The sequence below is a fragment of the Acetobacter sp. ESL1128 genome (assembly GCF_058505085.1).
Genome location: NZ_CP196369.1, coordinates 1088887 through 1102010, shown reverse-complemented (window position 1 = coordinate 1102010; position 13124 = coordinate 1088887). Strand labels below are relative to the sequence as shown.

Below are 13124 nucleotides of genomic sequence, written 5' to 3'. Positions count from 1 at the left end.
TACACCTTGCGCTAAGCTCCCTTTGCCTGCTGAACCTCGGCATCAATCTTGCCAAAGTCAAAAATTCTCCAACGCAGTGCCCCGGATGCAGACGGGCCAAAACCGGCAGGCGTAAACATTTTGTTCACACTCAGGCTCTGGAACCCCAGAGCACCCGATAAGGAGAGCTTTGGATAATAATCTGCCAACGCTTGTCCAATACGAGCGTTTGACGCGGTAAGCTGCCTCTCTGCCGCAATAACATCGGGGCGACGCCTTAAAACATCTGCGGGCGTAACATACCCAATAGACGGAATTGTTACGGCAGGCGCGGAAAGTGCCAGTTCCTGTGCATAGGTTCCCGGCTGTACCCCCATAAGAACATCCAGCCGGTTGAGCTGAACCTCCAAAGCAACCCGCAGCACCGGAATGCTCTCCCGCGCAGACAGGAGGAGCGCCTGCGCCTGATCAACCTCGCGCTGCGATGCAACACCCCGGCCCCGCCTTTGCTGCACAAGGTCAAACAGATGCTGATCCGTTGCAACCTGATCCTGTGCAACACGTAGCCGGGCCTGATACCCACGGATCTGGGAATAGGCATCTGCGGCATCTGCCGCCACACTCACCCGAACACCTGCACTTTGCGCAACAGCTGCCTCGGCCTCATCCCGCGCGGCTTCATGCCCGCGCCGCAGCCCCCCAAAAAGATCCAGCTCCCAACTGGCAACCCCATGCACATCATAAGCGCGCTGGTCACGGTTATAACCCGGAAAATTATGCGCGATCCGGCCAATCAGCCCTTCATTGGACAACCGATATGCCGAGGCCTGCGGCGCAAAATCCAGCGTAGGCAATGTGTATAAACCAAAACGGGAACGACTCCGCACATTCCTATAAATGGCGGAAATCCGGTCCCGTATCCCTTTTTCCACAAGCTTGCAGCCCGAGTGGCACAATCCCTCGGTTTCTGCCCCCTGCGTCTAGATTTTTTACGGGGCTAGAGGTTTACTCTCCACTGCTGAGACTGGGATGATTTTCCGTTTTTCCTGCTGTGCCCTGGCCACAAAAAAACCCGCCGTGGTTGGGCGGGTTTGTCGTGTCTTTTCAGTCGCTTGATGCGTGGTTGCGGGGGCAGGATTGTCTCTCAAATTGCGACAATCGCAATTTGAGAACAAAGCGAGTTTAGGAGACTGTTTCTCGGCACTTTTTTCTGCATACGCCTAACTCCTTCACGTATGCCATTAACGCAGCCCTACCCGATCCGAACTTGAGGCGGTTGTACTCAGCACCAAGGTATTGCTCGCCAACTTGCTTAAATCTAAAAAATAGCAGACCTGCGGCTTATACCAATTTGTTTTTGCTATGACCCATGAGCCCAGTCGCGCAATCCGAGGGACATAATGCGCCATGGCTGCTCGGTGAGCTGGTTCCACGCATGGCAGGCGATATCGACGATATCGTCATAGGTTCTGAAGATTCTGTTTGAGAGCCATGTATTGCGCATAAACTGCCAGACGTTTTCCACAGGATTGAGTTCGGGAGAGCGTGGCGGGAGCGGCATGATGGTGATGTTGGGGGGAACCGTCAGTTTCAGACTGGTATGCCATGCTGCCTGATCCAGGATGAGGACGGCGTGACTTTGCGGTGCAACGACCTGGGCGATTTCCTTGAGATGGAAATTCATCGCATGAATGTTGCACACGGGGAGAACAAGAGCAGCCCCTTTTCCCTGAGCGGGGCAGATTGCCCCGAAAATCCAGGCGGATCGGGTCCTTAGGTCGGCTGTCGCCCGGGGGCGGGTTCCCCGCTTCGCCCAGCGCCGTGTCAGCTTCGTTTTCTGGCCGATCCTTGCTTCATCCGCCCACCACAGTTCGATATTTTCTCCGGGGTGACAGGCGCTGATTGCGGCAAGGGCATCAGGAAAATCTTTTTAAAAATGTCCTGGGCATCCGGGTTCTGGGCATAATGCCGGGGGCGTGGCGTCAGCAGACGAAAATTCTCACTGCGGACAATCCTGCTCAACCAGGAAACAGACAGGCTGACCCCGTGCTCTTCATGAAGCCAGGCGCACAGATCACGCAATCGCCAGCGCACCACGCCATGAGCCGAAGGAATGGGACCGTCTTCAATCCGCTGCGCCAGAGCCTCCATGACGGAAGGTGTGATGCGGCGGGCAGCACCCCCACCATGACGATCAATCAGCCCCGCAGGCCCTTGCGCGTTAAAGCGCAAAACCCAGTCCCGAACGATCTGTCGATCCGTTCCCGCAAGACGGGCCGCCTCGCCACGCGTTGCCCCGTCATAAATCGCGGCAAGCGCCAGAAGGCGCCGCGACTGGGCCGCATGTCTGCTTCGTCGCGCCAGACCTCGCATGCTCGCTGCATCATAATCTTCTCGGAGTGCGACCGCCTTGCTCATCAGGGATACCTTCCTTCAATGACGGTATCCTGTGAATCACAATTCAACGCCTATGTGTACCCCCCCCCCCTGAGTCACAGCCAAAACAAATTGGTATTACTCTCCATGTCGATCATACTATATATCCCGCGCTTCTCCCAAAGCAGACAAGGCTACCCCCTCCCCTTCGGACTGAGCAATGAGACCAGCGTTCTTAACCTTTTCAACAAAATCAGCACGCCATCGTTTAAACATTGCACGGCAAGCTCCAGCATACCGCTTATCCCAATGCAGGTGGGTGCTAATCGCCTCGCGAAAATCTGTGCGAACTCGCGCCATTGCCTTGCTACGACGTGAGGGATCTGGCTCCTCCTGAGCATCCCACCAACGCTCTTCAGCACTCCGCAGTAAATTACTTAATTCCTTAAGCCGATCATTGCGTTGACGGACTACCTCTGGCCTGTTGAGACCATAGACGTCTATCGACGCGCGCCCGCGATGATCTTCTACATCACCGACTTGCACCGGAGACGCAACCCAGTCCCGCGGAGGCCATCCTGTTGGTCCGTCAACAAGGGCAGGAATAAAAGTGAGATGGGCTGCAGGATCCTCATTCGCCGGATTGATCAGCAGTGGCTGCTCATCGACGACCTCTGCGGGCCCTTTAGCATAAACACTTCCGACGGCCAGCGGGAAAAGATTTTCTTTACCATACTTCGTCTCGTCACTTACCCCAGTCTTATGCCAGCGCGCTCTATTGCAATCGATACACGATGGGAGAAGATTGTCCCAATCTGCGGCCAGCCACCAATAACCTGGTCGGATCACGCTTTCGTCGGCGGCGACTATCTCCCCTTTAGGTCTATAATGCTCAATATCGACAGGCATCACACCACCAGTACTGCCTTCACAGTACGCACACTTATATCCAAAAAGCTTGTTAAGCGTATCCTTGATCTCTGCATTTGAATAAACCTTAAATTCGTAATTAGCCTTAGGTAGCGGTATTTTCCGATAATGATCAGTCGCTTTCTGGATTTCGGCAACTTTGGCTGGAGCTGTATCCGCAAGGCAAGAGGGAACGGTGCAAAGTTTACGACGTCGATAGATCATCAGCTAACGCCTCACGTTCAGCATTTTCCAGATCAGACAGCAGTGTCTCGATAGCATCTTCATCCCAAGCATCGACGGAGCGTGTGGTTTCTGGCCGGGCAAGAAAGCGGTCAATCACTGCATACATTAACCGCTCACGCCGCGTGCTGCCTGATGGCAACTGAGCAGGAACTGATTCCTTCAAAAAATCAAACTCTTTTATTTCGCTTGAGGAGCGGTTTTGCTTGGACGCAAGCATATAATAGCGCGACAATTTCGCAGCGAGCTCGGCGTCCATTGTAGACTCGAGTCCAAATAATTGCGATGTCAGCAACTGGTCAATGTTAAGCACGTCAAGTTTCGGTATCCGTGGTGTTTCAATCTCGGCCCTTCCGTTAAAATCGCGCTTCATCACCATAACCTCATCCTTCGATAACCCTCGTAATACTAATGGATCATGAGTCGTCATCAAAAACTGACACGCGGGAAAGGCTGTGCGCAACGCGTTGACAACCATTAGACGCCATTCAGGGTGAAGATGTGCATCAATTTCATCTATCAACACCAGAGCTTGTCCTGAAGTAATACCCTGCCAAATTTGGTAGAGTACATCCATGATATCCGAAGCTACTGTAACCATATTCCGGTAACCTGAACTCAACTCAGAAAGTCGCTGTTCCCGGCCACGATCCTCAATTACTAATTGATCACGGTGTGAAATGCTTGCTTGCGCCGCGCCAAGCAGCAAAGAATTGAGAGTGCGCAGGGCATCTTTCAGGCGGCTCTCATCAACATGGCCGCTACGACGAAGATGCTGATGCAGCCCGAACGGTCCATTAACCAATTTGCGCTCATCAAATAGCGAATGAACACGATAGTCATACCTAGTCTTATCTTCTGCGACAGGTCCGCGAGCTGGCAAGCGATAAGCGCCGTATCCCAAAACCACCGTAGAAATATTATCCTCACCATAAAAATGGTCAATATTACGAGAAAAATGCAAAGTATTTTTCTTATCGGTGTCGAAATAGCGAACGATAATTTCACCGCTAACAGCACCATCTCGCAGGCACCAGTTCGAAGTAATTCCAAGCTCATTTGCCTTTGTAGGGCCAAGCGCACCAAGCGCTAATGCCTGTAGAATAGAGGTTTTGCCGACACTATTCTCGCCCAGAATAACGAGTGAACCGATTTTGGAAAATCCACTCCTTCCTTGTTCAGGAAAATCGATCTTGACTTCAGTAATCCCTCTGAAATTACGGATGTCCATACTGCGAACATAGTAGACCTGCTCAGGACGCCTTGGAAGGCCATCCGATTTAGTAGACCTTCGAGCACGTCTGCGGCGCCGAACCGGAGTAAGCAATTCATACTCCGCCGCTTCGGTAATTTTATCAATAGTAGACCTATCTATCGGAGCCTCTTTCAACTCCTGGAGTGGATGGTTTGCAGCAAGTTGCTGCAGCAACGCGATCAAAGCAATACCTGCAAATTTGGCGTGAGCGCCGAAAAGATGATCAACAAACGTAAATATTGATTGATGATCATCACGCAGCATGAAGGCTGTAACTTTGTTCTTAACCTCTTTGCGCTCACGACATAAGTCCGGCCTATTGAGGTGCAATACATCAATCGTTACTACGCCACGCTCGTTGATGCCGCGAAGTCTACCGTCACGTTCAATGAACAAGTGATTAGCGCCACAATCGAAGCTGACGCAGGGATCAAGAAGAAATTTACCTTCAATATTGTTTAACTCATGCACTCTGTCGCCAACATCGCCTCGTTCCCGAACAGGAAAACGATTAGCTTTGGAACGGCTGCAAGCACGACATGTAACATAGAGGTTTTCCCAATCTAGAGCGATCCAACTGTAGTGTCGAAAGTCGACCGTTCCATCCCCACTTTCAGCACCTCCCGGTGGACGAAATTGTTCAACCACTCCTTCCAGGTCGGTGATCGGGGTCTCGCAGTAGGCGCATGCCCCGTGAGACATGCTACTGAGATTGTGGTACAATTCCTTGTCTTCAAGAATAATAGAAGGCACCCTAGGTGGTCTTATGTCGAAACGTCCTCCGTCTAGATAGTCCCGAACCTCCTGGCGAAACACCATTGCTTGTTTTGATAGCAACACGGGAGGTATAGGAATTGAATTTCTGTCAAGTAACCGCATCACCAATGTTTCCTTTTCTAAGTAGACATTATATCACGACATTTACTATAAAAATATAAATAAAACTCGAAATGAAGGACCCACTATCTTATCAAAGTATTGAATATAAATTCAATAGAATTTATAAATTTTAAATATGCTGTCATTTTATTACATTCATTCAAAACAACCATCTTATAATGGTATAAATGGCACCAGACTCAAAATATATGGACTTGCGCTATTTTAGAAAGGCCATCCCCAAATCTCGATATGAGTGTGATCTGTTTCCCGCGCCGCGGCGGGGATCCGAGCCTCTTCTGCGCCCTGTTCCGTCACCTGCTGAAGCTCGGCTTCCCATAGTTTTCGTGTTGTTTCGTCATCGTCGAGAGGCGGCGCTGAATAGCGTTCGCTCCCGAAATCAAACCGCAGTTCTCCGAGAGCGCCCAGATCATTGGAAAATAGCGAACGATAGGTCCCTGCCGGATCATGCTGCCAGCTAAGAGTGAAGCCTCGAATAAATTTGCTCATCAGTCCAGAAGCTAAAATTACGTTCACATCTAAGCCTGATTGTAACAGCGTTTCACGTCAATGCAGATAATCGCAAGTGGTTGCGCGGTATGATACCCCCGCTTTGAACTTATTTCTCCTAAACCTCTGGAATTAAACAGTTCTCCAAAAGATGGCCCCAATTTACGCATAGCAAAACCCCACTAAGCAGTTGACTCAGCGGGGTTTCAGAAGCTGCAAGTGGTTACGGGGGCACGCAGCCCCCGATACCGACAATCACTAATGTTTGCTGTTTAGTCGTGACGCTTAGTCACAAAAATATAACGGAAACAGCCATGTAACGCTGGTCAAGAAGCGGGAGCCTCTGAGATCGCATTGCCAATAGCCTGTTCAAGCTTATGAGCATGCGCGGCCCGAACTCGGGCAGGTGGCAAGCCTGAGTCTCCTCGCTTCGGCGAAGTATAAAGTTCTTTCTCTCCGCCCCCTGCCGCCTCTCCCCGCATCGTGGGCAGCAGCACGGATAGTGAAATCCTCGGGAATACGCCACTGGTCGGCGTCGATCCGTTCGACGATACCGGCCCTGCGCAGGGCCTCCAGCCGCCGGACATGGGAGGCGACAAAACCGTCATAATCACCGCCCGGCACCCGCCCCTCGAACCGGGCCTGTTCCAGATGACGACGCGACCGATAAACGCCGCCCTCTGCGATACCGGCAATCGCCCGATCAGAAAGTCGACCTACGCTGTCGGGCGGCCCAATCTCAACGATGCTGCCAATCCGTGCCTCCGCGATACGGGCCCTCGCGCCGGATCACGAGGCGATAGCCGGGAAGCGACTGGCGGCCAACAATTCGCCGCAGATCGAGCGCGAAATCAGAGACACGCGCCAGACTACCGGATTTTTCATGGAGATGCGTGATCTCGAACAGCCAGCCCTGCGGCTGATGCCCGGCATGTTTGCGGGCGACGCGGTAGAGCCAGCGTTCGATCCCCCCGGTCAGACGAAAATAGGCGGGATCGATGGTCAGGACCAGCGAGCGATCGATGACGCCACGATAGAACCAGTCGGGCAGGACGCATTCCATACCCTCGACACGCCCATCACGGGTCGTCCGCTCCTTCCATTCGTTGATCCAGGAGAACTGGTGCCGACGCCAGTGCTCACCGTTGCGGATGGTCGTGCGGATCACGGTCGATTGCAGCCGGGCGAACGCGGCTTTGAGCAGACGGTATTCCCGAGCGCCCGTGGCACGGCCAACGGCTGTCAGAAGCTGGTATGGGGTGAAACGCAGAAAGCGGGACGTCCTGAGGCCGCCATTCTCGGCCTCGACAATTTGCGAAGCAGCCCAGATCAGCACGTCGGCGTCCCAGATGGTTGCCATGCCGTGCTCGGCCAGGCCGTGAATCTCGACACTCTGGCCACCTGCCTCATAGAGGATCGGCGCGACCCGCTTCGCCTTGGAAAGCGAGAAGAACGGCCGCTCCATCAGGTCGCGCTGGTCGCGGGGACTGGCATTGCCTCCCGCGACCACGAAGGGATCGAGACGCAGCCGCTCACTCCCCTGTCCCTGCTGGCCGCGCTGCGGCATGACGCCGGCCATTCAGAGGGTCGCCTTCTCGGCTGCGGTCAGTGGGCGGGCCGGAAAGACACGGCAAGGTGCCTCGTCCGTCGTGGAACGGCGGACGCCGTTCTCAGTCCACCCCTGAAGGTCTGCGAGGGTATAAACGATGCGGCCGCCGATCTTGCGATAGGTCGGACCGGTGCCATAGGTGCGATGTTTTTCCAGCGTGCGGATGGAAATGCCGAGAAAGCGCGCCGCATCGGGCGTGCGCAGGAAACGGGGCGGCAACCCCGTCTTGGGATCGAGCATGATCGGGCCTCCGGTTGGGTTCGGCGGCTGTCGGTCACGACAGCGGGCCATGGCGAACCGTGGCGGAGGATCGGCGGTCTGGAGAGTGCCGGAAACAGCATCAGGTAGTTCCGGCATCCCACGAGAGAATGTTTACCGGAAAATGCTGCTATAATGGGCGGCAGAAACGTCGGTCTTTAAGTGGCATGACTATTAAAGAGGGCCCCCCGCTAAAGGGTTAAATTTGTCCATACATAGCCAATTCATCGTGACGAGATATTTCACCCTTCCCCCTACACGATATGACACCAAATTGTTGGTTTGCCTTTTTCAAAAAAATATGACAAATTGCCTGTTAATTTCTACATAATATATGAAAGTAAATTATGAGTAATTATAATTCTTTAATAGATATATATAAACGATACGGCTTTGCACTCGCTAGGCAAACCGGAGAAGTTTTAGTATTTACTTTAAAGACAGGGTATTTTGACAATGCGGAAATAATAAAAATAAACAAAGATGTAAATGTAGATAGTCTTTTTGGTGAGTTTTCAAATGCGGGTTATGCTTGCACAATAAGAGATGCGAAAATACCCGAGATCACGGAAGAAGAACTTTTCAAGGGCTTCTTTTCTGTCAATTCCACAAAAGAACGTTTAATAGATGAATATCACAGATTCACATCGTCTCTTGTGAAAGCATATGGTGACAAAGCAAAATATGAATATATAAATGCGCCATACAATATAAATGGCAAAACTGGAGAAAAAACCCCACCCGAAGAGGTTCTAGAAAGAATATATGAAGATAAGCCCATACTTTTCCTTGTAGAGGCAGCGGCCGGATTTGGAAAAACGTGTACGGCCCAAGAAATAGCTAAATTTATATCTGAAAAAACAAATTTTTTACCTTTATATGCGGAACTCTCACGCAACAGACAGGCAAGAATTTTCCGTTATATCTTGCTTGACGAAATAGATCGAACATTCCCTCTCCTCAGCTCAAAGCTCGTACAAACAGAAATCAAAAAAGGGCGTATATCTGTAATACTTGATGGATTTGATGAGCTTTTACGGAAAGGGGAAGAAGGCGACGACTTTGACAACAAAGAACCAATGCTAGAAACTATCAGTGAATTACTCAGAGAGAAGGCAAAAGTTATTATTACGACTCGTCGAACGGTTCTATTTGATGGAGATGAATTTCATCAATGGCTCGACAGTCATTCAACGGATTTTTCTATTGTCCGTATCCGTATTCAAGAACCTAAAATCAGCGACTGGTTGCCGTATGAGCGTATGGAAAGTCTAAGTCATATTGGAATAGATATACGCGCGATGGCAAACCCTGTTTTGCTTTCTTACATGAGATGTATTGACGAAGAATCATTCCAAATAGCGCTGAATTATCCAGAGAAAATAGTACAAAGTTACTTTGAATATATGTTGGACCGTGAACGGGAACGCCAAGATTTACGCATGACGGTGGAATCTCAAGAGGACATATTACAAAAAATTGCGGACGACATGATATGCAAAGAATATACATCTGAAGACAGAGAATATATAGTAAAAACTATACTTGAAAAATGCAGCAAAGAAATAGAAAATGCCCGCAGTAATTATACATCAGCAGATCGCCCCAGTCGTGATGAAATAGCTAATAAATTAGCTAGTCATGCATTATTGGACAGAAGCATTTCAAACTCCAATAAAATTGGATTTGTGAACGAGTTTTCTTTGGGAAACTATGTCGCAAAAAATATTATATTGAGTGAAGAATGGCTTGTCGATGATCTGAGATTCATAGAACCCGCCGTAAAATCATATATGCCTCGCACTGAATTAACTCGAGAAATATTATACAATGCATTAGGTCCTTCTCTACCTTTTCTTACATGCAGAGACAGAATTGGTATATCAGCTGACCTAACTCATGCGCTTCCCAATAGTCTTAATAACGCTGCGGCTGAAGATTTACAATTGAATAATATCGACATCGGCGCCCCCCCAATTGCATCTTTCCAGTTTACTGACACAATATTCAAACGATGTCGGTTTGTTAAATCTGGCCTGAATGGAGTTACATTTTTAAATTGTAAGTTTTTCGACTGCGAAGTTGAGGGAGATTCTTTTTCTGGTCATGTGTACATATTAGGAGGAATTAGTGCTCCTGAAATAGGCCATCTATTAACGAACGTTCCCAGTAAGGAGAATTCTGAAATCAACGAATATACGGATCAAGATAAAGTCTTAAAGCGTTCAATTTTAAAGAGATTTTGGCCTATTGGCGAATCTACAAGGTACAAACCTAGTCGTCCTATATATAAATTAACAAAACACCTAATCACACCCGTGGATGATTATACAGAACTTGATGTTTATAATTGCATCCAAACTTTAATTAAAGAAAATTTTCTAATAGAAAAACCACGAACAGACTTAATAACGCTAAATATAGAATATATAGATGAAATTCAAGGTATACTGGATGCTGCACAATGAGCTTATATCAAACAGAATCCTTTAGCCGGGTTGCAGAACTAATTCGTAAAAAAATCGAAACAGAGCTAATTTCAATCGGATTCCTGTGCCGAGTTTTTGGGCGTGGAAAAACCAGTCGTTCTTTAGAGAAGAAAATAAGGGAGAATCCAGGAAAATACACAGTCGAGGGAAAGCTCATACAAGATGGCATAGGAATTCGTATAATTTTGTATTTTGTAGAGGATATAAAGATAGTTCACAAAATTCTGTGCGAAATGTTTGATTACGATAAAAGTTCTTCTACGATTGACATACCAAATAATAATACATTTTCAGTTTCACGGTATAATCTAATATTTAGACTGCCACCTGATTATTTTCGTGACATAAGTGAGCCAACTTCAGAATTCCCCGTAGATAGGGCTTTCGAAATTCAAATTAGAACTATTTTATCCGAAGGTTGGCATGAAGTTGAACATGATCTTCGTTATAAAAGAAAAAACGACTGGAAAGGATCTGATGACTTAAGCCGTAATCTAAATGGCGTTCTTGCTACCCTAGAAACCTCTGAGTGGAGTATGTGGAAAATACTTGATGATTTATCCTATAAACATTACAAACAAAAGAATTGGGATGCTCTTATACATTCCACTCTTAGAATGAGACTTTCTGGTTCTTTGAATGATTCACTTTGTAATTTCTTCAAAAATAATCCTGATTCTGCGCGTAAACTAGTCAGAATAGATCGGGCCAAAGTAATTTATACACTTAGCAAGATATCTCCCCGAATACCATTAACGTCAGATAATATGATATTCGTATGGAACGCCATATACTTGAAGGATAACTATATAAATGATATGACGCCGCCCATAATATTAGAGTATATGTCTGCATCTGATGTAATATAAAATTATACTGCCCTGCATGACTGTCAAATCTATATTACTTATAAACGCACGATCATGAAGTATAAAATCGATTTTTCCTTATATCAGGTCGCCAACCGCAGTCGATCACTCGTTCAAAAAGACAGAAACTTCTTGCACTACGGACGGCAACCACAGAAGCAGTTACGCATCGGGAGCATGGGCTGACTGCGATCCAGTGCATGGATCTGGCTCTTCTCGTCCACGTACAGCACCAGCGCACGCTCCGGCGGTGCCATATACAGGCCAACGGTGTCGCGGACCTTCTCCACGAAGAAGGGATCGTTCGACAGTTTGTAAGGTCTCTGTCCGGTGAGGCTGTAGACCAAACGCTTTCCAGATGCGATGGATCGTCGACGGCGCATATCCCACGGCCTGCGCCATTGAGCGCAGCGACCAATGCGTGGTGGCATCGCGCGGTGTTTCTTCCAGTGTCCTGCGGATCGTCTCCGCGATCTCCTCGTCGCCGATCGAGCGCGGCGTCCCTGGCCCGGGCTCATCGTAAAGACCGTCCAGACGGTCCGTCGCAAAACGCCGGCGCCACTTGCCAACCGTGTTGATGTCCGCGCTCGTCAGGTCACAGATCGCTTTGTTTTCATGCCCATTGGCTGCGGCAACGACAATACGGGCTCGCCGCGCAAGCGCCTGGCATCTTGCGCGCCCTTGCCAGAGATTCTAGTTCTTGACGCTCCAATGTCGTCAGTTCGATCGCAACCGCCGTACGTCCCATTCGATTACCCCTGCCATCAGAATAATCATATAAACTTCTCGATCAGGACACTAGCAGTTCATGTGATACCCACACCTCTGAACGAATGGTATTCGATGATCTCCGGCGCATTGCTCGGCTGCTCGACGGCGCGCAACAAGGGCACCTGCCACAATCGGACCAATATGCGCCGCGAGGAACTGGAAAGGCGCGTCCTCAACGCGCTCCGCCAGCATCTCATGGACCCGGACCTGTTCGCCGAATTCTGCACCGCTTTCACCACCGAGATGAACCGACTACGCATGGAAGCGTCGGCCGACATCGGCGCAGCGGAATCAGAACTGAAGCGGGTCGAGCGCGACATCCAGCGGCTGATGGATCTCTATCTTTCCGAAGCGATCTCGATTGCGACGGTCAAGGAGCGCGGATCCAAGCTCGAAGCTCGCAAGGCGGAGCTGACAGAGTTCCTCGCGACCGCCGAGGCGCCCCCGCCCCTGCTCCATCCCCAGATGGCGGAGTTCTATCACCAGCAACTCGCGCGCCTGCATGGCATGCTGCATTCCGAACTGAACGAGAAACGTCAGGAGGCGGCCGAGGTGATCCGCTCGCTGATCGAGGCCATTAGGCGTTCAAGATCAGAACAATCATCGATGCTGGAGCATGGTGAGCCGGTTGATCGGCTCCCACCGGAGAAGTTCATCCGGCGCACCGACGATCACTTCGATCCGATCTGTGGCGACATTGAACCGGATCCGGCCCTTCATTCGGGCACGGATTTCGTCCCGCATTTCCTGCTCATCGCGCATGATGATGTTCCTCATTGGGTTTCTACGTTTCGTTCTGAACGGATCGGAGAAACCTGTTGAGGCGGCCCAGTGGGCCATGGCATGATGAAGACGTGCGCAATCGCCCGGCCCTCTTTCGAAGGTCGGGACGTGGATAAGTGTCTGATAAGCCAGCATTTCATGGCGATCAGACGTCGATTGTGAGGGATTTATGATGGAAGTGGTTGCGGGGGCAG

General features: G+C 49.8%; 11 protein-coding genes and 1 pseudogene. 3 read left to right on the top strand and 9 right to left on the bottom strand.

Annotation, left to right across the window (positions count from 1 at the left end; translation table 11 throughout):
• Positions 1 to 11: 11 nt before the first annotated feature.
• The 8 genes from ACSYTG_RS05150 to ACSYTG_RS05115 all read right to left on the bottom strand — a co-directional run bounded on the left by ACSYTG_RS05150 (position 12) and on the right by ACSYTG_RS05115 (position 8000).
• Positions 12 to 866 carry a TolC family protein gene (locus tag ACSYTG_RS05150; RefSeq protein ID WP_489783970.1) on the bottom strand — a complete coding sequence of 285 codons (855 nt, stop codon included), beginning with the start codon at positions 864 to 866 and terminating at the stop codon, positions 12 to 14.
• Between the two features lie 473 nt (positions 867 to 1339).
• Positions 1340 to 2397 (bottom strand): IS630 family transposase gene (locus tag ACSYTG_RS05145; protein WP_148299137.1). Its coding sequence is split into 2 segments (ribosomal slippage): positions 1340 to 1905 and positions 1905 to 2397, totalling 1059 coding nucleotides; the frame shifts between segments, so codons are not numbered across the junction.
• A 117-nt stretch (positions 2398 to 2514) separates the two neighbouring features.
• A complete protein-coding gene (locus ACSYTG_RS05140; protein WP_415574890.1) occupies positions 2515 to 3489 on the bottom strand; it encodes an HNH endonuclease family protein in 975 nt (324 codons plus the stop codon).
• Positions 3470 to 5641 carry an AAA family ATPase gene (locus ACSYTG_RS05135; RefSeq protein ID WP_489784223.1) on the bottom strand — a complete coding sequence of 724 codons (2172 nt, stop codon included), beginning with the start codon at positions 5639 to 5641 and terminating at the stop codon, positions 3470 to 3472. Before ACSYTG_RS05135 ends, ACSYTG_RS05140 begins: the two co-directional genes overlap by 20 nt.
• Before the next feature lie 225 nt (positions 5642 to 5866).
• Positions 5867 to 6151 carry a hypothetical protein gene (locus tag ACSYTG_RS05130; RefSeq protein WP_489784222.1) on the bottom strand — a complete coding sequence of 95 codons (285 nt, stop codon included), beginning with the start codon at positions 6149 to 6151 and terminating at the stop codon, positions 5867 to 5869.
• A 375-nt stretch (positions 6152 to 6526) separates the two neighbouring features.
• Positions 6527 to 6889 carry a DUF3363 domain-containing protein gene (locus ACSYTG_RS05125; protein WP_489784224.1) on the bottom strand — a complete coding sequence of 121 codons (363 nt, stop codon included), beginning with the start codon at positions 6887 to 6889 and terminating at the stop codon, positions 6527 to 6529.
• Between the two features lies 1 nt (position 6890).
• Positions 6891 to 7730: a replication initiator protein A gene (locus tag ACSYTG_RS05120; protein WP_489784221.1), complete on the bottom strand. Its 840-nt coding sequence runs from the start codon at positions 7728 to 7730 to the stop codon at positions 6891 to 6893.
• Positions 7731 to 8000, bottom strand: coding sequence for a helix-turn-helix transcriptional regulator (locus ACSYTG_RS05115; RefSeq protein WP_489784220.1), 270 nt, complete (start codon positions 7998 to 8000; stop codon positions 7731 to 7733). It lies immediately after the preceding gene.
• 365 nt (positions 8001 to 8365) lie between these two features.
• Between ACSYTG_RS05115 and ACSYTG_RS05110 the strand changes: the two genes are divergently transcribed.
• Positions 8366 to 10486 carry an NACHT domain-containing protein gene (locus tag ACSYTG_RS05110; protein ID WP_489784219.1) on the top strand — a complete coding sequence of 707 codons (2121 nt, stop codon included), beginning with the start codon at positions 8366 to 8368 and terminating at the stop codon, positions 10484 to 10486.
• Positions 10483 to 11376, top strand: coding sequence for a RelA/SpoT-related domain-containing protein (locus ACSYTG_RS05105; RefSeq protein WP_489784218.1), 894 nt, complete (start codon positions 10483 to 10485; stop codon positions 11374 to 11376). The genes ACSYTG_RS05110 and ACSYTG_RS05105 overlap by 4 nt, the downstream gene beginning before the upstream one ends.
• Positions 11377 to 11543: 167 nt before the next feature.
• On the opposite strand, the pseudogene ACSYTG_RS05100 reads toward ACSYTG_RS05105, so the two are convergent.
• A pseudogene (locus tag ACSYTG_RS05100) lies at positions 11544 to 11979 on the bottom strand (IS630 family transposase); the annotation flags it as partial.
• Between the two features lie 240 nt (positions 11980 to 12219).
• On the opposite strand from ACSYTG_RS05100, the gene ACSYTG_RS05095 reads away from it, so the two are divergent.
• On the top strand, positions 12220 to 12969 hold the full coding sequence (locus tag ACSYTG_RS05095; protein ID WP_489784216.1) for a hypothetical protein: 750 nt from the start codon (positions 12220 to 12222) through the stop codon (positions 12967 to 12969).
• Positions 12970 to 13124 lie beyond the last annotated feature (155 nt).